The organism is Burkholderia aenigmatica (assembly GCF_048627025.1).
Taxonomy (GTDB): Bacteria; Pseudomonadota; Gammaproteobacteria; order Burkholderiales; family Burkholderiaceae; genus Burkholderia; species Burkholderia aenigmatica.
The window spans coordinates 118171-142074 of record NZ_CP184468.1 but is presented as its reverse complement, the minus strand read 5'-3'; the positions used below and the strand labels follow the sequence as shown (position 1 = coordinate 142074).

The window sequence follows — 23904 nt, the reverse complement described above, 5'->3', positions numbered from 1 at the left end:
CCGCTTACTTCGCCGAGATGTCGATATCGCCGAAATACTTCAGGCCGAGCGACTTCACCGTGCCGTCCGCCTTCAGCTTGTCGATCGCCGCATCGAGCTTCGCCTTCAGTGCGCTGTCGCCTTTACGCAGCCCGAATGCGATGCCGCTGCCGAGGATCTTGTCGTCGTGCACCGGCTGGCCGACGAACGAGAAACCCTTGCCGTCCGGACGCGACAGGAAGCCGCGCTGGCCGGACGGCGCGAGCACGAGCGTCGCGTCGAGGCGGCCCGACACGAGATCCGCATACGCCTGGTTCTGGTCCTGGTACGCGACGATCGCGACACCGGCCGGCTCCCAGTGCGCCTTCGCGAAGGTTTCCTGGATCGATGCCTGCAGCACGCCGACGCGCTTGCCCTTCAGCGATTCCGGCGTCGGCAGCAGGCCGCTGCCGGTGCGCGCGATCAGTTGGGTCGGCACGCGATAGATGATCGTCGTGAAATCGATCGCCTGGCGGCGCTGTTCGGTCGCGTTCATCGCCGAATTGATCGCGTCGAACTTGCGCCCCTTCAGCGCGGGAATCAGGCCGTCGAACGACGTCTCGACCCATTTGCACGACAGCTTCGCCGTCTGGCAGACGGCATTGCCGACGTCGATGTCGAAGCCCTGCAGGTCGCCGCTCGGCGCTTTCGATTCGAACGGCGGATATTGCGCCTCGAGGCCGAAGCGCAGCGTCTGCGCGTCGGCAAGCGCCGCGCCCGAGCCGAGGGCGCACGCCAGTGCGAATGCGAGTTTCAGGGTGGCCGTGTGCTTCATCGTAATCTCCTGTGTCTGGTCGGTGCGACGCTCCCGTCGCCGGTTCCCGTACGGGCCTTACAGCGAACGCAGCCGCCGCGCGCCTTCGACCAGCGTCGCGTCGTCCTTCGAAAAACTGAGCCGGATCACGCCGGCATCGGTGCCGTCGGTATAGAACGCCGACAGCGGAATCGTCGCGACACGCGCGTCGCGGATCAGGCGCAGCACGAAATCGCTGTCGCTTTCGTCCGAGAAGTGCCGGAAGCGCGCGAGCATGAAGAACGAGCCTTCGCTCGGCAGCAGCTCGAAACGCGAATCGGCCAGCTCGCGCGCGAGCAGGTCGCGCTTCGCCTGGTAGAACGCCGACAGGCCAAGATAGCTGTCCGGCCGCGCGAGAATTTCCGCGAACGCGACCTGCATCGGCGTGTCGGCCGCGAACACCATGAACTGGTGCACCTTGCGGATCTCGTCCATCAACTCGGCCGGCGCGACGCAATGGCCGACCCGCCAGCCCGTCACGTGGAACGACTTGCCGAACGACGACACGATCACGCTGCGCTCGGCCAGCTCGCGATGGCGCGCCACGCTCTGGTGTTGCGCGCCGTCGAACACGACGTGCTCATAGACCTCGTCGGACAGCACCACGATCCCCGTGTCGCGCGTGAGCTGCGCGAGCCGTTCGAGATCGTCGGCGGAAAACACGGTCGCGGTCGGGTTGTGCGGCGTGTTCACGATGATCATCCGCGTGCGCGGGTTGATCGCCGCGGCCACCTCGTCCCAGTTCACGCGGAAATGTTCGGGCGACAGCTTGATCGCCACCGGCGTCGCGCCCTGCAGCCGCACGATCGGCGCATAGCTGTCGAACGACGGCTCGAAATAGATCACCTCGTCGCCCGGATGCACGAGCGCGCTGATCGCCGCGTAGAGCCCTTCGCTCGCGCTCGCGATCACCGTGATCTCGGTGGCCGGGTCGTAGCACGCGCCATACAGCGCCTCGGTCTTTTCGGCGAGCCGCTCGCGCAGCGCCATCACGCCGGCCATCGGCGCGTACTGGTTGTGCCCGTCGCGCATCGCACGCGCGACGCCTTCGACGAGCGCCGGATCGGGCGCGAAATTCGGCGCGCCCTGCGACAGGTTCAACGCATCGTGCCGAGCAGCCAGTTGGCCGATCACCGTGAAGATCGTCGTCCCGACGTCGGGCAGTTTCGAACGGGGCGCAGTGGCGCTTCGCATGACTCCTCCTTCTGATGTCCTTCGGGCGGCCCCGCGCGGCGCGCGCGGCCTGCATCTGCCGCATGATTTAGCCCGAGCCAATATCGACGGACAATCGAAAGTTCGTCATGGCGGCCATGCATTTTTCTCATGGCACGCGAAGAGGAGCATGCAGCAGCAAGGCTCACCTGCCAGGCTGACATGCGAATCAGGCATTTCCCCTAGGGGATGTCACTGGCCAGCCGCCGCCAGATAGGCGAGCAGCACCGCCCGCAGTTCGTCGCGCAGCGTGGCGAGGTCGAATGCGGGCCCGAGCGTCAGCAACGCCTGCGAGAGCCCGCCGTAGCAGATCGTGTGCGCCATCCGCGCGAGCCCGTCGAGCCGCGCAGCCGGAGGCGGATCGGCCGCGTGCGCGAGCGCGTCGCGCCACAGCGCGACATATGCGTCGTAATGCCGGCGGTACGCGGTGAGCGGCGACACCTGCCGCTCCAGCGCGAAGAGCGCGCCCCACAGCGCCGCGTCGGCGCCGATCGCCTCGACCTGCAGGTCGACGAGCGCGGCGGCCAGTTCCGCCCGTGGTGCACCGCGCCGTCGCGCCACGGTGTCGCGCAGCCGGTCGGCCAACGCCAGCACGTGCCGGTGGATGCAGAGCGCCGCGAGGCTCTGCTTGTCGCCGAAATACTCGTAGAAGGTGCCGATGCTGACGCCTGCGACGGCCGCGATCTCGCGAATCGTCGCCTTCGCGTAGCCGCGTTCGAGCAAAAGCTGAACGAACGCCTGCTGCAGCGCGTCGGAACTCGCCTGCGCGCGCGACTGGCGCGGCCGGCGGCGCAAGGCGGGCGCGGGTTGCGCCGCCGGCTGGCCGGGCGGCGCCGGAACCTGAACATGTCGCGGCGGCATATTTGCTACTCTGGAAATCAGCAGGGAATGCGTTTTACCGGGGGCCGGAACCGGCGCCGACGCGCCATCCGTGCGGCATGGCGCCAGCCGCCCGCGAAGCATGAGACCGGAGACAACCTCGATGACCGAATCGACTCACGCCGTCACGAACCAGTTCGACGAACTGGTCGACTATAACCTCTTCGCGACGGACATCGCGCTGCGCGACGCGCTCACCCGCGCGGGCGCCGACTGGGCCATGCCGCAGCTCGACGCGTACGGCGCGCGGCTCGGCAGCGCCGACACCGCACGGCTCGCCGACGCAGCAAACCGCCACACGCCGGAACTGAACACGTTCGACCGGCGCGGCCGGCGCATCGATCGCGTCGACTTCCACCCGGCGTGGCACACGCTGCTCGGCCAGTACCGCCACGAAGGCTTCGTGTCGCTCGCGTTCCGCGAGTCGCGCCGCGGCCGCTGGGCCGCGACCGCGGCCGGCTTCTATCTGCATGGCCAGATCGAGGCCGGCACGCTGTGCCCGGCGACGATGACGCAGGCCGCGATCCCCGTGCTGCAGAAGGAACCCGCGCTGTGGGACCTGCTGCGCGACAAGCTCTACAGCGACGACTACGATCCGCGCGACGTGCCGGTCGCCGACAAGCGTTCGATCTGGTTCGGCATGGGCATGACCGAGAAACAGGGCGGCTCCGACGTGCGCGCGAACACGACGCTCGCGACCGCCGTCGGCGCGGGCGGACGCGGCGGCGAATACCGGCTGCGCGGCCACAAGTGGTTCTTCTCCGCGCCGATGTGCGATGCGCACCTCGTCGTCGCGCGCACCGAAGCCGGCGGCCCGTCGTGCTTCTACGTGCCGCGCTGGCGCCCGGACGGCACGAAGAACGCGGTCGAGATCCAGCGGCTGAAGGACAAGGTCGGCAACCGCAGCAACTCGAGCAGCGAGATCGAGCTGAACGACGCGTGGGGCATCATGCTCGGCGACGAAGGTCGCGGCATTCCGACCATCATCGAGATGGCCACCTACACGCGGCTGAACTGCGTGCTCGGCAGCGCAGCGATGCTGCGCCAGGGCGTCGTGCAGGCGATCGCGTACACGCGCCAGCGCCATGCGTTCGGCCGCGCGCTCGCCGAGCAGCCGCTGATGCGCACCGTGCTCGCCGATCTCGCGCTCGAAAGCGAAGCGGCCCTTTCCCTGTCGATGCGTCTCGCCGACGCGTTCGAGCGCGACGACTCGCCGCGCGAACGCGCATGGAAGCGCATCGTCACGCCCGCCGCGAAATTCTGGGTGTGCAAGCGCGCGGTGGAATTGACCGGCGAAGTGATGGAAGTGTTCGGCGGCAACGGCTATGTCGACGACGGCCCGATCGCGCGGCTGTTCCGCGAGGCGCCCGTCAACTCGATCTGGGAAGGCTCGGGCAACGTGATGTGCCTCGACGTGCTGCGCGCGATATCGCGCGAACCCGACGCGGCTGCCGCGCTGTTCGCCGAACTCGCCGACCTCGGCGCGGGCGAACCGCGCATCCGCGCGGCGCTCGATACGCTGCGCGCGATGCTCGCGGCGCCGGCCGACACGCTCGAGGCGTCCGGCCGCGTATTCGCGCAGCGGCTCGCGGTGGTCGCGCAGGCATGCCTGCTGCGCCGCGACGCGCCGGCGGCCGTCGCCGATGCATTCGTCGCGACGCGGCTCGCCGCGCCCGACTGGGGCCGCATCGCGGGCGGCTTCGACCCGCACGCGATCGACGTCGCTGCGCTGCTGCAGCGCGCGTACCCGGCCTGATGTCCTTTCGGATCGCTTAGCAAGGCCCAGTTCGCCTTCGTTCGCCCGCCCGGAGCCCTGATGATGAACCTCGTCGCCGCCCTCGACCGCGCCGCCCGTGCAACGCCCGACAAGCCGTTCCTCGTCAGCGAATCCGAGACGATCACCTATGCCGCCGCGCGCGAGCGCTCGCACCGCGCGGCGGCCGTGCTGAGCGCGCTCGGCATCGCGGCCGGCGACCGCGTCGCCGCGATGTGCTTCAACACGCCGGCCTTCGTCGACCTGATGTTCGGCGCGTGGCGGCTCGGCGCGACGTTCGTGCCGATCAATCACAAGCTGCAGGCGCCGGAAGTCGACTACGTGCTCGAACACAGCCGCAGCAAGGCGCTGCTGTTCGACGTGGCGCTCGCACCGGTGATCGAACGCCTCGTGCATCCCGCGAGGCGGCTCGTGACCGAAGGCGAGCTCGACGGCGTGCCGTGCTTCGACACGCTGTGCGCGACGCGGGACGGCCTCGCGGGCATCGAGCCGGCCGACGGCGACATCGCGCAGATCCTCTATACGTCCGGCACGACCGGCCACCCGAAAGGCTGCGTGCACAGCCACCGCACCGTGACGCTCGCGGCAATGCAGGCGGCGCTCGCAATCGGCATCGGCCGCAACGAGCGCACGCTGATGGCGATGCCGATCTGGCATTCGTCACCGCTGAACAACTGGTTCGGCGGCACGCTGGTCGCGGGCGGCACCGTCGTGCTGCTGCGCGAATACCATCCGCTGCGATTCCTGCAGGCCATCGAACGCGAGCGCGTGACGCTGTATTTCGGCGCGCCGGTGTCGTACCTGCTGCCGCTCGACACGATCGACGGCTTCGCGGCGTTCGACCTGTCGAGCGTGCGCGCCTGGCTGTACGGCGGCGGCCCGATCGGCCCCGCGCAGGCCGAGCGGCTCGCGCGCGCGTATCGCAGCGACGCGTTCTTCCAGGTGTACGGCATGACGGAGGCGGGCCCGGCCGGCACGACGCTGTATCCGGACGAGCAGGTCGCGAAGGCCGGTTCGATCGGCCGCACGGGCGGCCCGGGCGTCGACCTGCGCGTCGTGCGGATGGACGGCATCGATGCGCAGCCGGGCGAGACCGGCGAGATCTGGCTGAAGACCGACAGCATGATGCTCGGCTATCTCGACGATGCGGCCGCGACACGCGCCGCGTTCGCGCCGGACGGCTGGTATCGCACCGGCGACATCGCGCGGATCGATCAGGAGGGCTACCTGTTCATCGTCGACCGGCTGAAGGACATGATCGTGACCGGCGGCGAAAACGTCTATTCGAAGGAAGTGGAGGACGTGCTCGGCGCGCACCCGGACATCGCCGAGGCGGCCGTCGTCGGCGTCCCGCATCCCGACTGGGGCGAGACGGTCGTCGCGCACGTGGTGCTGCGCGCGGGCACCGTGCCCGACGCGGACGCGCTGCGCGCGTTCTGCGGCGCGCGGCTCGCCGCGTACAAGATCCCGCGCGAATTCACGTTCGCGCAGGCGCTGCCGCGCACGCCGACCGGCAAGCTGCAGAAGTTCCTGCTGCGCGTGCGGCGCGAATAGCCGCTGGCCCGGCCACGGAAAAAGAAAAAGCCACCCGGCCCGACGGCCCGGTGGCTTTTTCGCATGATCGACGGGGCTGCGACATTCGCCGCTGCCCGCGCGTCATGTCACCGGCTGCTTACTTGCCGCCGATGCTCTTCAGCGGCTTCCACTCGCCCTTCTCGACCTTGTACATCGTGATGCCGCCGTTCTTCAGGTCGCCCTTCGCGTCATACGCGACGTGCGTCGACGTCACGCCGGCCATGTCGGTCTTCGCGAGCAGCGGCAGGTACTTCGCCGGATCGGTCGAATCGGCCTTCTTCATCGCGTTGAACAGCGCCATCGCGCCGTCGTACGCATACGGCGAGTACGTCTGCACTTCTTCGCCGAAGCGCTTCTTGTACTTGTCCGCGTACGTCTTGCCGCCCGGCATTTCTTCCAGCGGGAGACCTGCCAGCGAAGCGATCGTACCGTCGGCCGCGTTGCCCGCGATCTTCAGGAACGTCGGCGTCTTCACCATTTCGCCGCTCATCAGCGGAGCGGTGATGCCGAGCGTCTTCATCTGCTTGACCATCGGTGCAGCCTGCGAATCCGCGCCGCCGTAGTAGACGAGATCCGGCTTCGCAGCCTTCAGCTTGGTCAGGATTGCCTTGAAGTCGACAGCCTTGTCGTTCGTGAATTCGCGGTCGACGATCGTCGCGCCGCCGGCCTTCGCGGCCTTCTCGAACTGGTCGGCGAGACCCTGGCCGTAGGCCGTGCGGTCGTCGACGATCGCGATCTTCTTCATGCCGAGATCCTTCGACGCGAACGTGCCGGCCACCGAGCCTTGCTGCGTGTCGGACGTCATCATGCGGAAGGTCGTCTTGTAACCCTGCTGCGTGTATTCCGGTGCCGTCGCCATCGCGATTTCCGGGATGCCCGCGTTCGCGTAGATGCGCGAGGCCGGGATCGTCGTGCCCGAGTTGAAGTGGCCGAGCATGCCCTTGATGCCGTCGTCGACGAGCTTCTGCGCAACCGTCGTGCCGGTGCGCGGGTCAGCCTGGTCGTCCTGCGTGTCGAGTGCGAACTTCACCGGCTTGCCGCCGATCTTCGGGTTCGTCGCGTTGAAATCCTCGATCGCGAGCACGATCCCGTTCTGCATATCCTTGCCGTAGTGCGCCTGCGCACCCGTCATCGGCCCTGCATAACCGATCTTCACGTCATCCGCATGGGCCGTCCCCGCCAGCGACATGACGGCGACAAACGTCGCGCCTGCCAGCTTTTTCATCGTGTGTTGCATAGCATCTCCTTGGTACCAGGGTAAATGGAGCGGCTTCGGGATCGCCTTGCCGCTTCCTTTGTTTGATCCGAACGGCAAGGATGATCAGCCGATCGTCATCAAATTCGCATTGCCGCCCGCCGCCGCCGTGTTCACGCTCACCGAGCGCTCCGTCAGCAGCCGTTCCAGCGCGTAATCTTCCGCGTCGCCGTTCTCGAACGCGCCCACCGACACGCCCTGCACCGACACGATCGGGCCCGGCCGCTGCGCGACGTCCTTCACGAGCGTCTGCAGTTCGTCGCTGTCGCCTTCGAACAGCACCGCGTCGAACGGCGCGTCGGCCTGCTTGCGCACGGCCGCATGCGCCTTCAGCGACGCCGGCAGCGCGGCGACCAGCGCTTCGCCGGCCGCGCCCGCGAACAGCGCGCGGTTACCGGTCGCCAGCACCGCCGCGAACTGCGCACGCGCACCGCCCGGCGTTGCCGCAACGCACAACACCGTGCCGCGCGGGCCGAGTGTATACGTGTTTCGCTCGCCCGTCGGGCCGCTCAGCACCGCGGTCGCACCGGCCGGCACCTGGGCCAGATAGCCGTCGCAACGCGCGGCCAGCGCCGGCTCGCGCTGCTCGATCAGCCAGTCGCGCAGCGTGGTCAGCGCCGCCACCGGGTTGCCCCGCGCATCGCCTTCCACCGCGCCGTCCGCCACCAGCGACTGTGCGAGCGAACGCGGCAGGCCCGACGGACGCGTCGCGAGCAGACGCTGCAGGTACAGCGCGCCGCCGGCCTTCGGGCCCGTGCCCGACAGCCCTTCGCCGCCGAACGGCTGCACGCCGACCACCGCGCCGATCACGTTGCGGTTCACGTAGATGTTGCCCACGTGCGCATTCGAGATCACGTGCGCGATCGTCTCGTCGATCCGCGTGTGGATGCCGAGCGTCAGGCCGTAGCCGGTCGCGCGGATCTGCTCCAGCAGCTTGTCGAGCTGGCTGCGACGGTAACGCACCACGTGCAGCACGGGGCCGAACACCTCGCGCTTCAGCTCGTCGATGCTGCCGATCTCGATCAGCGTCGGCGGCACGAACGTGCCGTGCGCGCAGGCCTCGGGCGCCGGCAGCTGCGTGACGCCGTGCCCCTTGTCCTTCATCGCCGCGACGTGCGTGTCGATCGTCTGCTTCGCTTCGCCGTCGATCACCGGGCCGACGTCCGTCGACAGCCGGTCGGGGTTGCCGAGCGCCAGCTCGTGCATCGCGCCCTTCAGCATCGTCAGCGTGCGGTCCGCAACATCGTCCTGCAGACACAGAACGCGCAACGCCGAACACCGTTGACCGGCCGAGTCGAACGACGACTGCATCACGTCCGCGACGACCTGCTCCGCGAGCGCCGACGAGTCGACGATCATCGCGTTCTGGCCGCCCGTTTCCGCGATCAGCGGGATCGGCTTGCCGTCCGGGTCGAGGCGCGCGGACAGCGTCTTGTTGATCAGGCGCGCGACTTCGGTCGAGCCGGTGAACATCACCGCGCGGGTGCGCGGATCGGCCACCAGCGCCGCGCCGACGGTCTCGCCGGTACCCGGCAGCAGTTGCACCGCACCGGCCGGCACGCCGGCCTCGCGCAACAGGCGCACGGCCTGCGCGGCGATCAGCGGCGTCTGTTCAGCCGGCTTCGCGAGCACCGTGTTGCCGGCCGCGAGTGCCGCGGCGACCTGGCCCATGAAGATCGCGAGCGGGAAGTTCCACGGGCTGATACAGACCACGGGACCGAGCGGACGGTGCGTGTCGTTCGAGAATTCGTCGCGGATCTGCGCGGCGTAGTAGCGCAGGAAGTCGACCGCTTCGCGGATCTCGGCGATCGCGTTCGGCAGCGATTTGCCGGCTTCGCGCACGATCAGGCCCATCAGCGTGTGCATCTGCGCTTCGAGCAGGTCGGCCGCGCGCACCAGGCAATCGGCGCGTGCATCGACCGGCGTCGCCTGCCAGATCGGCGCGGCGGCCACCGCGTGCGCGAGCGCCGCGCTCACGTGTTCGGCCGTCGCTTCGCTGACCGTGCCGACCAGGTCACGCTGGTCGGCCGGGTTGCGCACGTCGCGGGCCGGCGCGTCGGCGACCGTGTCGTCGTCGAGCATCGGCGCCGCGCGCCACGGGAAATGCGCGCTCGCGAGCAGCGCGGACGACAGCGACGCGAGACGGTGTTCGTTCGACAGGTCGAGGCCCATCGAGTTGGGCCGCTCGTCGCCGTACAGGTGGCGCGGCAGCGGGATCTTCGCGTGCGGCGCGCCGAGCGGCACGACCTTCGCCGCTTCGTCGACCGGATCGGCGACCAGTTCCTTCACCGACACGGTTTTATCCGCGATGCGGTTCACGAACGACGTGTTCGCGCCGTTTTCGAGCAGGCGACGCACCAGGTACGCGAGCAGCGTCTCGTGCGTGCCGACCGGCGCGTACACGCGGCACGGGCGGTTCAGCTTGTCGCGGCCGGTGACTTCCTCGTACAGCGGCTCGCCCATCCCGTGCAGGCACTGGAATTCGTACTGGCCCGGGTAGTAGTTCTGGCCCGCGAGCTGGTAGATCGCGGCCAGCGTGTACGCGTTGTGCGTCGCGAACTGCGGGTACACGGCGTCCGGCGCCGCGAGCAGCTTCTTCGCGCACGCGAGGTACGACACGTCGGTGTAGATCTTGCGCGTATAGACCGGATAGCCTTCGAGGCCGTCGACCTGCGCACGCTTGATCTCGGTATCCCAGTACGCGCCCTTCACGAGGCGGATCATCAGGCGGTGACGGCTGCGGCGCGCGAGATCGATCAGGTAGTCGATCACGAACGGGCAGCGCTTCTGGTAGCCCTGCACGACGAAGCCGATGCCGTTCCAGCCCGCGAGTTCCGGGTCGAAGCACAGCGCTTCCAGCAGGTCGAGCGACAGCTCGAGGCGGTCGGCCTCTTCCGCGTCGATGTTCAGGCCGATGTCGTAGCGGCGCGCGAGCAGCGCAAGCGCACGCACGCGCGGCAGCAGCTCGCTCATCGTGCGGTCCTGCTGCGAGCGCGAGTAGCGCGCGTGCAGCGCCGACAGCTTGATCGAGATGCCCGGGCCTTCGTAGATGCCGCGGCCGCCGGCCGCCTTGCCGATCGCGTGGATCGCCTGTTCGTACGACGCGTAGTAGCGCTGCGCGTCCTCTTCGGTCGTCGCCGCTTCGCCGAGCATGTCGTACGAGTAGCGGAAGCCGCGCGCTTCGTACTTGCGGCTGTTCGCGAGCGCTTCGGAAATCGTCTCGCCGGTGACGAACTGCTCGCCCATCAGGCGCATCGCCATGTCGACGCCCTTGCGGATCAGCGGCTCGCCGCCGCGGCCGATCAGGCGCGTCAGCGCCGACGACAGCCCCGCTTCGCTGTTGGTCGTCACCAGCTTGCCGGTGATCATCAGCCCCCAGGTCGCCGCGTTCACGAACAGCGACGGCGCGTGACCGACGTGCGAGCGCCAGTCGCCCTTGCTGATCTTGTCGCGGATCAGCGCATCGCGCGTCGCGCGATCGGGAATGCGCAGCAGCGCTTCGGCGAGACACATCAGCGCGACGCCTTCCTGGCTCGACAGCGAGAACTCGTGGATCAGCCCTTCGACGCCGCCGCCCGAGCTCTTCTCGCGCAGCGCCTCGACGAGCTTCGTCGCGAGCGCCTGCACGTCCGCCTGCAGGTTCGCGGGCAGGCGCGCCTGGCCGAGCAGGAACGGCACGCATTCCGGCTCGGGGCGGCGGTACGCGGCCGTGATCGCCGCGCGCAGCACCGATTGCGGCTGCACGTTCTGCGCGAACTCGAGGAACGGATGCGGCGAGTTGTCGTCGTCGCCATCCGCGGACTGACCGTCGGCGAGCTCCGTCACGCCGCTGTGGCCCGACAGCTCGGGCGGCAACTGGCCGTGCTCGATCCGCTCGAGGTACGCGAAGATGGCCTGCTTGATCAGCCAGTGGGGGGTGCGCTCGAGACGCGCGGCGGCGTCCTTGAGGCGCGAGCGGAGAAGGTCGTCGACTTTGACGCCGAGAGTCGTGCTTGCCATGGTGGGTTCGTGCGCCGGTGCGAGCCCGGCAATGTGGTGTGAGAGGATGCGCGAAATCCTACGGCACGCAATAAAAAGGTGCAACCAAATTGCAAGATAGGTTGCACCCTCAAGTTAGTCAATATAATCAGCCACTTATGCGGTTGCAACCTAGGGGTTGCCCGTGGTCGGAGGATCGGTGTTTTCCCTGAGCGGGCCGGTTTGACATGCGTGCGCAACCTTCCGCGGGCGTGGCGGCGGACGAAAACGGGTTGCACTGGGTGTGATGGCGGACGTGGCGTCCGGGTGCGGCCGTGCGGCAAAAGACGGTTCGGAGGCGCCCGGCGCGGCGGCCCGGGCTTCAACGCAGCGCCACGCGGCACGATGGCCGCATGGCGCGCCGCTCAGATATCCAGCGGATCGACTTCGACGCTCCACCGCAGCACGCCCTTCAGCGCGCGCAACTCCGGTTGCCACGCGCGCAGCGCATGCTGCAGCGCCGCCCGCGACGCGCTTTCGAGCAGCAACTGCGCGCGATGGACGTTCGCGACCTTGACGATCGTCATCGGCACCGCGTCGTACACGGTCACGCGATCGGCGCCCGGCAGCCCCGGCAACGCGGCCGCGGCTTGCAGCAGGAACGCGAGCGCCGCGTCGAGCGTGCGCCCTTCGGCGCGCAGCAGCGCCTGGTAGACGAACGGCGGCAGGTGCGCGTCGCGGCGCTCGCCGAGCGTCGAATTCGCGAAGCCGACGTAATCCTGCCGCCCGAGCGCGTGGTACAGCGCATGACGCGGGTAACGCGTCTGCACGAGCACCTCGCCCGGCAGCCCGGCGCGCCCCGCGCGGCCGCTCACCTGCATCAGCTGCGCGAACAGCCGTTCGCTCGCGCGGAAGTCATGCGAGAACAGCGCGGTATCGGCATTGAGCACGCCGACGAGCGACACGCGCTGAAAGTCGTGCCCCTTCGCGATCATCTGCGTACCGACGAGGATATCGACCTCGCCCGCATGCACATCGGAAAAGAGCGCCTGCGCACTGCCCTTGCGGCGCGTGCTGTCCGCGTCGATCCGCAGCACGCGCGCGCCCGGCACCGCTTCGGCGAGCGCCTCCTCGATGCGTTGCGTGCCGCGCCCGAGCGGCGCGATGTCGACGTTCCCGCACTCGGGGCACGATCGCGGAATGCGCGATTCCCAGCCGCAGTGATGGCAACGCAGCGCGTGCTCGGGCTTGTGCAGCACGACGTACGCGCTGCAGCGCGGGCAGCCCGCGACCCAGCCGCACGCGTCGCAGGCGAGCTGCGGCGCGTAACCGCGCCGGTTCAGGAACACGAGGCTCTGTTCGCCGCGTTCGAGCCGCGCCTTCAGCGCCGCGACGAGCGGCCCCGACAGCCCGCCCATCGACGCGCGCCCGCGCCGCCGCTCCTCTTCGAGATCGATCAGCCGTACGGTCGGCAACGTCGCGTCGGCCACCGCGCGGCGCGACAGCGTAAGCCGCGTGTAGCGGCCCTGCTCGGCCTGCCACCAGCTTTCGAGCGACGGCGTCGCCGAGCCGAGCACGACCGTGATGCCGAGCTGCTTCGCGCGCCACACGGCGAGATCGCGTGCCGAGTAGCGCAGCCCTTCCTGCTGCTTGTAGGCGGGCTCGTGCTCCTCGTCGACGACGACCAGCGCGAGCGTCGGCATCGACGCAAGCACCGCGAGGCGCGTGCCGAGCACGATCCGCGCGCGGCCCGTATGCGCGGCGAGCCAGTTGCGCGCACGCTCGCCCTCGGCGAGCCCGCTGTGCAGCGTGACGATCGCGTCGTCGGCGAGCGCACCCGCGAAGCGCGCGCGAAACGCGGCCTCGAATTGCGGCGTCAGGTTGATTTCGGGGACGAGCACGAGCGCCTGCGCGTCCGGCCGCGCGTCGAGCAGCGACGCGAGCGCATGCAGATAGACCTCGGTCTTGCCGCTGCCCGTCACGCCGTGCAGCAGGAACGGCGCGAAGCCCTGCGCGGCGCGGATCGCGTCGAGCGCCTCGGCCTGCTGGTCCGTGAGCGCCGGCGGCACAGTTCGTCCACCGGCTGCCAACAGGTTATCCACAGCTTTGGGCACAGGCGCATCGGCCCAGCCGATCTCCTCGACGTCGACCCAGCCGCGCGCCGCCCAGTCGTCGAGCGTCGCGGCCGCCTTCGGATGCAGCGCGCGCGCATCGGGCAGCGCCAGCGAACCGGTATCGACCAGCGCCTGCGCGAGCCGCCGCAGCGCGGCACCGCGCGCGGGCAACGCATCGGGCAGCGCCGCGCGGCCGGCTTCCGTCGGCCGGTAGCGCACCTCGGGCGCGAGCAGCCGCCCCCAGCGCCCGGCATCGCGCAGCGCCTGCGGCAGCGCCGGCAACGCGACCTCGCCACGCCCGCGCTGGTAGTAATCAGCGGCGAACGACACGAGTGCGAGCCAGTCCGGGGACAACGGCGGCAGGTCGGTGCAGATCGCGTCGACCGCCCGTATCCGGGACGGCGGCACGTCGGTGTGAGTCGTCACTTCGCAGACGAGCCCGACGGCCTGGCGCTTGCCGAACGGCACTTGCACGAGCGTGCCGGGCACGGGCGCCGGCTGCGCATCACAGCGGTAGTCGAACAGGGTGGCGAGCGGATGGTCGAGCGCGACGCGCAGATAGGTGCCGCTCATGACAGCGCTCCGGCGGCGGCACGCGCCGCATGGCCATGGACGGCCAGTATCCGCGCCCGCATCGAGGCGACGGACTTAAAGTAAAACTTCAGATTCGGCGCTAAGTTTTGGATTCGCATTAGGAATCGCCGTATACCCTGCCCAGCCTGTGGATAACTTTGTTGAGAACTCGCCATTCACGGGCCGCAACGCACGCGGGGCCGCGCTTTCCGCTGATTTTCCGCGCTTGTCGCGGTGCCCCGCAGAGCCTTATTCCATAAGGCTGCTATTCAAATTACCGAACCATAGCGAGACAAATTGACCGATACAGGGCTCTACCGCGCTGCAACGTGGAAAATGTGTATAAGTCAAGTCTTGACAAGCACTGAATCGGCAACCGGTGCGGGGTTGCGCCCTGTTTAGCGCCGACAGCGAAACGCTGTCACCCCGCAGTGCAGCATGACAGCGCTTGCGTTCAGCCAGCGGCTCCGCTACGAATCGCGCGGCTGTGGCTGTGCACTTCGTCGACGAGTTCGGCGACGTGATCGGGCGACGTGAATTGCGAAATGCCGTGCCCGAGGTTGAATACGTGGCCCGGATGGTTGCCGTAGCTGTCGAGCACCGCGCGCGCCTGCTCACGTACCGCGGCCGGCGGCGCAAACAGGATCGTCGGGTCGAGGTTGCCTTGCAGCGCGACCTTGCCCGCAACGCGCTCGCGCGCCTTGCCAAGGTTGACCGTCCAGTCGAGCCCAACCGCGTCGACGCCGGTCGCCGCGATCTCCTCGAGCCACAGTCCGCCGCCCTTCGTGAAGGTGATCACCGGCACGCGCTCGCCGTCGTGCTCGCGCTTGAGCTGCGAGACCACGCGGCGGATGTAGTCGAGCGAGAAGCGCTGGTACGCGCCGTCCGCCAGCGCGCCGCCCCACGTATCGAAGATCATCACGGCCTGGGCGCCCGCTTCGATCTGCGCGTTCAGATACGCGGCCACCGCCTGCGCGTTCACGTCGAGGATCCGGTGCATCAGGTCGGGGCGCGAATACGCCATCGACTTCACCGTGCGGAAATCGTCCGACCCGCCGCCTTCGACCATGTAGCACGCGAGTGTCCACGGGCTGCCCGAAAAGCCGATCAGCGGCACGCGCTGGCGGCCCTGACCGTCGGTGAGCGCGCGGCGAATCTCGCGCACGGCGCCCGTCACGTAGCCGAGCGTTTCCTCGATGTCCGGCACCGCGAGCTTCGCGACGTCGGCCTCGGTGCGCACCGGATGCGCGAACTTCGGCCCTTCGCCGACCTGGAAGTCGAGGCCGAGCCCCATCGCGTCCGGAATCGTCAGGATGTCGGAGAACAGGATCGCGGCGTCGAGCGGAAAGCGCTCGAGCGGCTGCAGCGTCACTTCGGTCGCGTAGTCGGGATTCTTCGCGAGACCGAGGAAGCTGCCGGCGCGCGCGCGCGTCGCGTTGTATTCGGGCAGGTAGCGGCCGGCCTGGCGCATCAGCCAGATCGGCGTGTAGTCGGTCGGCTCGCGCAGAAGCGCACGCAGGAAGGTGTCGTTGAGCAGGGTATGGGCCACGGTAGGAGCGACGATGCGAGGGCAAAGCGGCATTTTACCGGACAGCCGCCACAGGGCTGCGTATGCCGACGCGATGGCGGCCATATGACGCGCGCGATGGCTCCGTTATGATCGGACGCTCATATCGAACGAAACCAAGGAGGAGACCGATGAAGACATTCGCCACGCTCGCCGCGGCCGCGCTGCTGTGCTGCGCCGCCGCGCATGCGCAGACCGGCACGGGCGCCGCCACCGCCGCAGCGGGCGCCGGCTCGCGGCTCGACGACGTGCTCGCGCGCGGCACGCTGCGCGTGTGCACGACGGGCGACTACAAGCCGTATTCGTATTACCGTGCGGACGGCCGCTTCGAGGGCATCGACATCGACATGGCCGAATCGCTCGCGAAATCGCTGGGTGTGAAGACCGACTTCGTGAAGACGAGCTGGCCGAACCTGACCGGCGACTTCGTCGCGAAATGCGACATCGCGGTGGGCGGCGTGTCGACGACGCTCGAGCGCCAGAAGCGCGTGTTCTTCACGCAGCCGTACGTCGTGGACGGCAAGACACCGATCGTGCGCTGCGCGGACGCCGGCAAATACCAGACCGTCGCGCAGATCGACCGGCCGGAAACGCGCGTGATCGTCAACCCGGGCGGCACCAACGAGCGTTTCGCGAAGCAGTATTTCACGCACGCGAACCTCACCGTCTATCCGGACAACGTAACGATCTTCAAACAGATCCTCGCGGGCAAGGCGGACGTGATGGTGACGGATGCGTCCGAGACGCTGCTGCAGCAAAAGCTGAATCCGGGCCTGTGCTCGGTGCATCCGGACAAGCCGTTCCAGTTCGGCGAGAAGGCGTACATGGTGCCGCGCGGCGACGTCGCGTTCCAGCAGTACGTCGATCAATGGCTGCATCTCGCGCTGTCGACCGGCGAATACCAGGCGATTTCGGACAAGTGGCTGAAGTAAGCGGGTACGCGCACGGCGGCCGATAGCGGGCACCGACCCCGCGGCCGCAGCCCGCGAAAGCCGCTGCGCGGCGGCGGCCGAAGCGCCGCCGTTACACTTCGACACGGCATGCCCGCGCCCGCAAAATCGGCCCGAAGGCGCCGAATTGGCCGAATGGCCGACTTCCGCGCAGGCCAATCACGTTTCAAAATCTTTCTGACGAATGAATCGTCATGCGCGGTATCGGCCGAATCGCGCATTTTCTCGCGTACAAATCGGCAGTTCGTCGAGCCTGATACGCATGAAAAACGCATCGTGCGCATGCGCTGAAAACGCTACGGAAAATATGAGTAAAAATGACCTTTTTCAGGCCCTCAAAAACAGCAAAAAATCCCGGAAAGCCTTATCTGGCGGGCGTTACAACCTGAAACACTTTGTTACCGCGAGGGGTCATTAATTCGCCCACAATGGCCTCAACGGTTTCAACACGGATGCGGTCTCGTGTGCCAAGTGTGAGCGGACGCGAAGCGCTGCGAGCCAGTCGGTCACGTACCGAAGCCCTTCCCAGGGGCATCCCTGTTGGAGTCGTTTCCGGCCCCCCGCCGGAGTCGGTTTCATCTTTGGTCTCCTCGCGCTAACCCCGTAGCGTGTGGTTTTTAGCGGGCTAATAAGCCCGCTTTTTTTCGTCCATCGAAAGCGCAACGGCCCGCAGGCCGCCGCGTTTTTCCTGCCTCCATGCCGCGCTACGCGGTCTTCTGCACGTTGAGCTTCAGCTCCTCGATCATCCGGTCGCGCATCACGAACTTCTGCACCTTGCCCGTCACCGTCATCGGCAGCTCGTCGACGAAGCGGATGTAGCGCGGGATCTTGTAATGCGCGATCTGCCCCTGGCAGAACGCACGCACGTCGTCCTCGGTCATCTGCTCGTCCGCGCGCAGCACGATCCACGCGCACAGCTCCTCGCCGTACTTCGCATCGGGCACGCCGAATACCTGCGCGCTCTGAATCTTCGGATGCCGAAACAGGAATTCCTCGATCTCGCGCGGATAGACGTTCTCGCCGCCGCGGATCACCATGTCCTTCAGCCGGCCGACGATGTTGCAGTAGCCGTCCGCATCGAGCGTCGCGAGGTCGCCCGTGTGCATCCAGCCATCCACCAGCACCTCGCGCGTCTTCGCGTCGTCGTCCCAGTAGCCGAGCATCACCGAATAGCCCTTCGTGCACAGCTCGCCCGTCGCGCCGACCGGCACGATGGCGCCGCTCGGATCGACGACCTTCACCTCCAGGTGCGGCTGGATGCGCCCGACCGTCGTCGTGCGCTTCTCGAGCGGATCGTCGGTCGAGCTCTGGAACGACACCGGGCTCGTTTCCGTCATTCCGTACGCGATCGTGATTTCCGACAGGTGCATCTGCGACACGACGCGCTTCATCGTCTCGATCGGGCACGGCGAGCCGGCCATGATCCCGGTGCGCAGCGTCGACAGGTCGAACGTCGGGAACGACGGGTGATCGAGCTCGGCGATGAACATCGTCGGCACGCCGTGCAGCGCGGTGCAGCGTTCGTCGGCCACCGCCGCGAGCGTCGCGACCGGGTCGAACGCTTCGCCCGGGAACACCATCGCCGCGCCCTTCGATACGCAGGCGAGCACCGCGAGCACCATCCCGAAGCAGTGATACAGCGGCACCGGGATGCACAGCGTGTCCTGCTCGGTGAAACGCATCGCCGTCGCGATCGAGCGCCCGTTGTTGACGACGTTGCGATGCGTGAGCGTCGCGCCTTTCGGGCTGCCGGTCGTGCCGCTCGTGAACTGGATGTTGATCGGCTCGTTGGCCGTGAGCGTCGCGCCGATCGCATCGAGCAACGCGGGATCGACGGCCTGGCGGCCGCGCGCCATCAGGTCCGCGAAGCGGAACATGCCGGCCGGCGCGACGTCGCCCATCGACACGACCGTGCGCAGGCTCGGCACGCGCGCCGCATGCAGGTCACCCGGCGTCGCGGTCGCGAGCTCCGGCGCAATGGTCTGCAGCATCTCGACGTACGCGGATGTCTTGAAGCGCTCGGCGGCGATCACGGCCTTGCAATCGACCTTGTTCAGCGCGTATTCGAGCTCCGACAGCCGGTAGGCCGGATTGATGTTGACGAGCACCGCGCCGATCCGCGCAGTCGCGAACTGCGTGAGCAGCCATTCGCTGCGGTTCGGCGACCAGATGCCGACGCGATCGCCCTTCACGATGCCGAGCGAAGCGAGGCCGGCCGCCAGCACGTCGACCTCGTTCGCGAACTCGCGCCAGGTCCAGCGCACCTGCTGCTCGCGGAACACGACGGCCGGACGATCGGGAAAGCGGCCGGCCGTGTCGAGCAGGAACCGGCCGATCGTCGCTTCCGAGAGCGGCACGTCAGTCGTGCCGCGCACGTACGACAAGCCGTTTTCGGGCGCGATCAGCGCGCCCACGCCAAGGTCTGCTGCCATGAATGTCTCCGTCCTTTTTGTCTGATCGGGGCCCGGCACCGGTGCCGCCGCTGCCCCTGCCACCGGCACCGCGCGCCCAGGCCATATCGCGGATGATGCCCAGCTTCGCTGACGATACTCTGACATCAAACCCCGGCGCGCGGATGAAATAGCACGACCGGACGGAATGATCCGACCCGTAAAAAACAGACGAAAACGACGGACGAAAAAAAAGCAGCCCGAAGGCTGCTTTCTTTCGCGGGATACGCGGCGCGGCTCAGTGCCGGCTGCGAATCTTCGCCAGACGCTGGATCGCCTCGAGCTGCGCCATCGCGGTCGCGAGCTCGGACTGCGCCTTTGCGAGGTCGAGATCCGACTTCGCGTTCTGCAGCGTTTCCTCGGCACGCTTGCGTGCTTCCTCGGCTTTCGCCGCGTCGAGGTCCTTGCCGCGGATCGCGGTATCGGCGAGCACCGTCACGGCACCCGGCTGCACTTCGAGAATGCCGCCCGCGACGAACACGAATTCGTCGTTGCCGCCCTCGACTTCGATGCGCACCGCACCCGGACGAATCCGCGTGATCAGCGGCGTGTGACCCGGCAGAATGCCCAGCTCACCCGTTTCGCCCGGCAGCGCGACGAATTTCGCCTCGCCCGAGAAGATCTGCTCTTCCGCGCTGACGACGTCTACTTTGATGGTTGCCATATGGACTCCTGTCGGCGAGAGCGAACGCCTTGCGGCGCCTGCCCTCGTCCCATGCACGGCGGATTGAGCGTGTTGCGGTCGGCGCGGCCAGCCTGGCTATCGGTCAATGAAGACCGACAACCCGACCCGCACGCGCCGTGCGACTCACTCGAATCCTTACGAGATCTTCTTGGCCTTTTCGAAGGCTTCGTCGATCGTGCCGACCATGTAGAACGCCTGTTCCGGCAGGTGGTCGCACTCGCCGTCGACGATCATCTTGAAGCCGCGGATCGTTTCCTTCAGCGGCACGTACTTGCCCGGCGAGCCCGTGAACACTTCAGCGACGTGGAACGGCTGCGACAGGAAACGCTGGATCTTACGAGCGCGCGCGACCGACAGCTTGTCTTCCGGCGACAGTTCGTCCATACCCAGAATCGCGATGATGTCGCGCAGTTCCTTGTAGCGCTGCAGCGTCTGCTGAACGCGACGGGTGATCGAGTAGTGCTCTTCACCGATCACGTTCGGGTCGATCTGGCGCGACGTCGAGTCGAGCGGGTCGACCGCCGGGTAGATACCCAGCGAAGCGATGTCACGCGACAGAACGACGGTTGCGTCCAGGTGGCCGAAGGTCGTAGCCGGCGACGGGTCGGTCAAGTCATCCGCAGGGACGTACACGGCCTGAACCGACGTAATCGAGCCCTTCTTGGTCGACGTGATGCGCTCTTGCAGCTTGCCCATTTCTTCAGCCAGCGTCGGCTGATAGCCCACTGCCGACGGCATACGGCCGAGCAGTGCCGACACTTCGGTACCGGCCAGCGTGAAACGGTAGATGTTGTCGACGAAGAACAGCACGTCGAGGCCTTCGTCACGGAAGTGCTCAGCCATCGTCAGGCCGGTCAGCGCGACGCGCAGACGGTTGCCCGGCGGCTCGTTCATCTGGCCGTACACCAGCGCGACCTTGTCGAGAACGTTCGAGTCCTTCATTTCGTGGTAGAAGTCGTTCCCTTCACGGGTACGCTCGCCCACGCCCGCGAACACGGAGTAACCGCCGTGTTCCTTCGCGATGTTGTTGATGAGCTCCATCATGTTGACGGTCTTGCCCACGCCAGCACCGCCGAACAGGCCAACCTTGCCGCCCTTTGCGAACGGGCAGATCAGGTCGATAACCTTGATACCCGTTTCGAGCAGTTCGGTCGACGGCGACAGTTCGTCGAACGCCGGAGCCTTCTGGTGGATCGAACGCGTCACTTCGCTTTCGATCGGGCCAGCTTCGTCGATCGGACGGCCGAGCACGTCCATGATTCGGCCGAGGGTCGGCTTGCCGACCGGCACCGAGATCGGCTTTGCCGTGTTCTTCACGGTCAGGCCGCGGCGCAGGCCGTCGGATGCACCCAGACAAATGGTACGGACCACGCCGTCGCCCAGCTGTTGCTGGACTTCGAGCGTCAGTTCCGAGCCATCGAGAATGAGCGCGTCGTAGATCTTCGGCATGCTGTCGCGCGGGAATTCCACGTCGATAACGGCGCCGATGCACTGTACGATCTTGCCTTCTACCAAAGCAGCAGTACTCATCGCTTTTCCTTTAAATACCTGATTCTTTACTCGCGCAAAGGCGCAGTTGTCGTCCCGGGCGCGCGCTTAAACAGCGGCTGCGCCGCCGACGATCTCCGACAGTTCTTTCGTGATCGCGGCCTGACGGCTCTTGTTGTACACGAGCTGCAGTTCGCTGATCACCGTCTTCGCGTTGTCGGACGCGGCCTTCATCGCGACCATGCGCGCCGATTGCTCGGACGCCATGTTTTCCGCGACGGCCTGGTACACCAGCGCCTCGACGTAACGCACGAGCAGTTCGTCGACGACTGCCTGCGCGTCCGGCTCGTAGATGTAGTCCCACGACGTGGCCGGCGTACCGTCATCGGCTTCGAAGTGTTCCGACGACAGCGGCAGCAACTGCTCGATCACGGCTTCCTGCTTCATCGTGTTGACGAAGCGCGTGTAAGCGATATAAACCGCCGACAGCTTGCCTTCCGAGTACAGATCGAGCTGCGTCTTCACGGCGCCGATCAGCTTGTCCAGATGCGGGGTGTCGCCGAGGTGCACGACCTGCGACATCACCTTCGCGCCGAAGCGGTTCAGGAACCCGAGGCCCTTGCTACCGATCGCGGTGGCTTCGACCTTCTGGCCCTTCTCTTCCAGCTCCTTGAACTTCTGCACCGTCGCACGCAGCACGTTGGTGTTCAGACCACCGCACAGACCCTTGTCCGTCGTGACGAGGATGATGCCGGCCGTCTTCGCGCCTTCGTTCGCCACCATGAACGGGTGGCGGTACTCCGGGTTCGCGCGGCTCATGTGCGCAGCGATGGCACGGACCTTGTCCGCATATGGACGAGCGGCGCGCATGCGTTCCTGCGCGCGACGCATCTTCGATGCGGCCACCATCTCCATCGCCTTCGTGATCTTGCGCGTGTTCTGCACGCTCTTGATCTTGCCGCGAATTTCCTTCATTCCAGCCATAGCTTGCTCCTTGACCGAAGCGGCGCGGGTGCATCAGCACCCGCGCGGCCTCAGTGTGTCACTCGCGGATCAATAGGCACCGGACTTCTTGAAGGATTCGATCGCCGAGCGCAGTGCGCCTTCGTCGTCCTTCGAGAGATCCTTGGTGTCTTCGATGCGCTTGATGAGGTCAGCGTGGCTGGTCTTCAGGTTTTCGCGCAGGCCCTTCTCGAACGACAGCACTTGCTTGACGTCGAGGTCGTCGAGGTAGCCGTTGTTTGCGGCGTACAGCGACACGGCCAGTTCCCACACCTGCAGCGGCTGGTACTGCGGCTGCTTCAGCAGTTCCGTCACGCGGCGGCCGCGCTCGAGCTGCTTGCGGGTCGCTTCGTCGAGGTCCGATGCGAACTGGGCGAATGCTGCCAGTTCACGATACTGCGCGAGGTCGGTACGGATACCGCCCGACAGCTTCTTCACGACCTTCGTCTGAGCGGCGCCACCGACTCGCGACACCGACACGCCGGCGTTGATTGCCGGGCGGATGCCTGCGTTGAACAGGTCGGTTTCCAGGAAGATCTGGCCGTCGGTAATCGAGATCACGTTCGTCGGAACGAACGCGGTCACGTCGCCAGCCTGCGTTTCGATGACCGGCAGTGCCGTCAGCGAGCCGCTCTTGCCCTTCACTTCGCCGTTCGTGAACTTCTCGACGTACTCTTCCGACACGCGAGCAGCACGCTCGAGCAGACGCGAGTGGAGATAGAACACGTCGCCCGGGTAAGCTTCACGGCCCGGCGGGCGGCGCAGCAGCAGCGAGATCTGACGGTATGCCCAGGCTTGCTTGGTCAAGTCGTCATAAATGATCAGCGCGTCTTGGCCGCGGTCGCGGAAGTATTCGCCCATCGTGCAGCCGGCGTACGGTGCGAGGTACTGCATCGCTGCCGAATCCGAAGCCGAAGCGGCGACGACGATCGTGTATTCCATCGCGCCCGTTTCTTCGAGCTTGCGAACCACGTTCATGATCGACGAAGCCTTCTGGCCGATCGCGACGTAGATACAGATCAGGTCCTTGCCCTTCTGGTTGATGATCGCGTCGAGCGCCACTGCGGTCTTGCCGCACTGACGGTCGCCGATGATCAGCTCACGCTGGCCACGGCCGATCGGCACCATTGCGTCGATCGACTTGATGCCCGTCTGCACCGGCTGCGACACCGACTTACGCCAGATCACGCCCGGGGCGATCTTTTCGATCGCGTCGGTCAGCTTTGCGTTGACCGGGCCCTTGCCGTCGATCGGGTTGCCGAGCGCATCGACCACGCGGCCGACGAGTTCCGGACCAACCGGGACTTCCAGAATGCGGCCCGTCGTCTTGACGATGTCGCCTTCCGAGATGTGTTCGTATTCGCCGAGAATCACCGCGCCGACCGAGTCGCGCTCGAGGTTCAGCGCGAGGCCGAACGTGTTGCCCGGAAACTCGAGCATTTCGCCCTGCATCACGTCCGACAGGCCGTGGATACGCACGATACCGTCGGTCACGGAGATCACGGTGCCCTGGTTGCGAACGTCTGCGCTCGCTTCAAGGCCCTGGATCCGGCTCTTGATCAGCTCGCTGATCTCAGAGGGATTGAGTTGCATTATTCGCTCCTGATAGTCA

Annotated in this window: 16 protein-coding genes; 4 read left to right on the top strand and 12 right to left on the bottom strand. The window is 66.9% G+C overall.

Features of this window, described 5'->3' with window-relative positions:
* Positions 1 to 4: 4 nt before the first annotated feature.
* The 3 genes from ACN8ZM_RS00650 to ACN8ZM_RS00640 all read right to left on the bottom strand — a co-directional run bounded on the left by ACN8ZM_RS00650 (position 5) and on the right by ACN8ZM_RS00640 (position 2884).
* A complete protein-coding gene (locus ACN8ZM_RS00650) occupies positions 5 to 793 on the bottom strand; it encodes an ABC transporter substrate-binding protein (protein WP_089449658.1) in 789 nt (262 codons plus the stop codon).
* 57 nt (positions 794 to 850) lie between these two features.
* Positions 851 to 2005 (bottom strand): pyridoxal phosphate-dependent aminotransferase, encoded by a 1155-nt coding sequence (locus ACN8ZM_RS00645; protein WP_420210391.1) that lies wholly within the window; start codon positions 2003 to 2005, stop codon positions 851 to 853.
* A gap of 210 nt (positions 2006 to 2215) precedes the next feature.
* A complete protein-coding gene (locus ACN8ZM_RS00640; RefSeq protein ID WP_301770710.1) occupies positions 2216 to 2884 on the bottom strand; it encodes a TetR/AcrR family transcriptional regulator in 669 nt (222 codons plus the stop codon).
* Between the two features lie 121 nt (positions 2885 to 3005).
* Here ACN8ZM_RS00640 and ACN8ZM_RS00635 point away from each other — a divergent pair, with 121 nt between their 5' ends.
* Together ACN8ZM_RS00635 and ACN8ZM_RS00630 are read left to right on the top strand one after the other, a co-directional pair.
* A complete protein-coding gene (locus ACN8ZM_RS00635; protein ID WP_043184912.1) occupies positions 3006 to 4658 on the top strand; it encodes an acyl-CoA dehydrogenase family protein in 1653 nt (550 codons plus the stop codon).
* A gap of 63 nt (positions 4659 to 4721) precedes the next feature.
* The gene (locus ACN8ZM_RS00630; RefSeq protein ID WP_420210964.1) at positions 4722 to 6230 is read left to right on the top strand and encodes a class I adenylate-forming enzyme family protein; all 1509 of its coding nucleotides are present in this window, start codon (positions 4722 to 4724) and stop codon (positions 6228 to 6230) included.
* 118 nt (positions 6231 to 6348) lie between these two features.
* On the opposite strand, the gene ACN8ZM_RS00625 is transcribed toward ACN8ZM_RS00630, so the two are convergent.
* The 4 genes from ACN8ZM_RS00625 to hemE form a co-directional block, all read right to left on the bottom strand.
* Entirely contained in the window at positions 6349 to 7488 is a 1140-nt protein-coding gene (locus ACN8ZM_RS00625) for a branched-chain amino acid ABC transporter substrate-binding protein (protein ID WP_089449654.1), read from the bottom strand.
* 84 nt (positions 7489 to 7572) lie between these two features.
* Positions 7573 to 11505 carry a trifunctional transcriptional regulator/proline dehydrogenase/L-glutamate gamma-semialdehyde dehydrogenase gene (putA, locus tag ACN8ZM_RS00620; RefSeq protein ID WP_420210390.1) on the bottom strand — a complete coding sequence of 1311 codons (3933 nt, stop codon included), beginning with the start codon at positions 11503 to 11505 and terminating at the stop codon, positions 7573 to 7575.
* A gap of 383 nt (positions 11506 to 11888) precedes the next feature.
* Positions 11889 to 14150, bottom strand: coding sequence for a primosomal protein N' (locus ACN8ZM_RS00615; protein WP_301807059.1), 2262 nt, complete (start codon positions 14148 to 14150; stop codon positions 11889 to 11891).
* Between the two features lie 454 nt (positions 14151 to 14604).
* On the bottom strand, positions 14605 to 15699 hold the full coding sequence (gene hemE, locus ACN8ZM_RS00610; RefSeq protein WP_041492712.1) for a uroporphyrinogen decarboxylase: 1095 nt from the start codon (positions 15697 to 15699) through the stop codon (positions 14605 to 14607).
* 149 nt (positions 15700 to 15848) lie between these two features.
* Here hemE and ACN8ZM_RS00605 point away from each other — a divergent pair, with 149 nt between their 5' ends.
* Together ACN8ZM_RS00605 and ACN8ZM_RS00600 are read left to right on the top strand one after the other, a co-directional pair.
* The gene (locus ACN8ZM_RS00605) at positions 15849 to 16649 is read left to right on the top strand and encodes a transporter substrate-binding domain-containing protein (RefSeq protein ID WP_420210389.1); all 801 of its coding nucleotides are present in this window, start codon (positions 15849 to 15851) and stop codon (positions 16647 to 16649) included.
* Positions 16650 to 16802: 153 nt separating this feature from the next.
* Positions 16803 to 16958 carry a hypothetical protein gene (locus ACN8ZM_RS00600; RefSeq protein ID WP_420210388.1) on the top strand — a complete coding sequence of 52 codons (156 nt, stop codon included), beginning with the start codon at positions 16803 to 16805 and terminating at the stop codon, positions 16956 to 16958.
* 413 nt (positions 16959 to 17371) lie between these two features.
* On the opposite strand, the gene ACN8ZM_RS00595 is transcribed toward ACN8ZM_RS00600, so the two are convergent.
* The 5 genes from ACN8ZM_RS00595 to atpA all read right to left on the bottom strand — a co-directional run bounded on the left by ACN8ZM_RS00595 (position 17372) and on the right by atpA (position 23885).
* Entirely contained in the window at positions 17372 to 19099 is a 1728-nt protein-coding gene (locus ACN8ZM_RS00595) for an AMP-binding protein (protein WP_420210387.1), read from the bottom strand.
* 256 nt (positions 19100 to 19355) lie between these two features.
* The gene (locus tag ACN8ZM_RS00590) at positions 19356 to 19781 is read right to left on the bottom strand and encodes a F0F1 ATP synthase subunit epsilon (RefSeq protein ID WP_006477288.1); all 426 of its coding nucleotides are present in this window, start codon (positions 19779 to 19781) and stop codon (positions 19356 to 19358) included.
* A gap of 156 nt (positions 19782 to 19937) precedes the next feature.
* A complete protein-coding gene (gene atpD / locus ACN8ZM_RS00585; protein WP_043184897.1) occupies positions 19938 to 21332 on the bottom strand; it encodes a F0F1 ATP synthase subunit beta in 1395 nt (464 codons plus the stop codon).
* Between the two features lie 66 nt (positions 21333 to 21398).
* On the bottom strand, positions 21399 to 22274 hold the full coding sequence (atpG, locus tag ACN8ZM_RS00580; protein ID WP_043184895.1) for a F0F1 ATP synthase subunit gamma: 876 nt from the start codon (positions 22272 to 22274) through the stop codon (positions 21399 to 21401).
* Positions 22275 to 22343: 69 nt separating this feature from the next.
* Positions 22344 to 23885, bottom strand: coding sequence for a F0F1 ATP synthase subunit alpha (gene atpA / locus ACN8ZM_RS00575; protein WP_021160444.1), 1542 nt, complete (start codon positions 23883 to 23885; stop codon positions 22344 to 22346).
* Positions 23886 to 23904: the final 19 nt, after the last annotated feature.

Coding starts and splice junctions, on each gene's coding strand:
- putA (WP_420210390.1), bottom strand. CDS start 11,505: ATGGCAAGCACGACTCTCGGCGTCAAAGTCGACGACCTTCTCCGCTCG.
- ACN8ZM_RS00635 (WP_043184912.1), top strand. CDS start 3,006: ATGACCGAATCGACTCACGCCGTCACGAACCAGTTCGACGAACTGGTC.
- ACN8ZM_RS00630 (WP_420210964.1), top strand. CDS start 4,722: ATGAACCTCGTCGCCGCCCTCGACCGCGCCGCCCGTGCAACGCCCGAC.
- ACN8ZM_RS00605 (WP_420210389.1), top strand. CDS start 15,849: ATGAAGACATTCGCCACGCTCGCCGCGGCCGCGCTGCTGTGCTGCGCC.
- atpD (WP_043184897.1), bottom strand. CDS start 21,332: ATGAGTACTGCTGCTTTGGTAGAAGGCAAGATCGTACAGTGCATCGGC.
- atpA (WP_021160444.1), bottom strand. CDS start 23,885: ATGCAACTCAATCCCTCTGAGATCAGCGAGCTGATCAAGAGCCGGATC.
- atpG (WP_043184895.1), bottom strand. CDS start 22,274: ATGGCTGGAATGAAGGAAATTCGCGGCAAGATCAAGAGCGTGCAGAAC.
- ACN8ZM_RS00645 (WP_420210391.1), bottom strand. CDS start 2,005: ATGCGAAGCGCCACTGCGCCCCGTTCGAAACTGCCCGACGTCGGGACG.
- ACN8ZM_RS00595 (WP_420210387.1), bottom strand. CDS start 19,099: ATGGCAGCAGACCTTGGCGTGGGCGCGCTGATCGCGCCCGAAAACGGC.
- ACN8ZM_RS00640 (WP_301770710.1), bottom strand. CDS start 2,884: ATGCCGCCGCGACATGTTCAGGTTCCGGCGCCGCCCGGCCAGCCGGCG.
- ACN8ZM_RS00590 (WP_006477288.1), bottom strand. CDS start 19,781: ATGGCAACCATCAAAGTAGACGTCGTCAGCGCGGAAGAGCAGATCTTC.
- ACN8ZM_RS00615 (WP_301807059.1), bottom strand. CDS start 14,150: ATGAGCGGCACCTATCTGCGCGTCGCGCTCGACCATCCGCTCGCCACC.
- ACN8ZM_RS00600 (WP_420210388.1), top strand. CDS start 16,803: ATGGCCGACTTCCGCGCAGGCCAATCACGTTTCAAAATCTTTCTGACG.
- ACN8ZM_RS00650 (WP_089449658.1), bottom strand. CDS start 793: ATGAAGCACACGGCCACCCTGAAACTCGCATTCGCACTGGCGTGCGCC.
- ACN8ZM_RS00625 (WP_089449654.1), bottom strand. CDS start 7,488: ATGCAACACACGATGAAAAAGCTGGCAGGCGCGACGTTTGTCGCCGTC.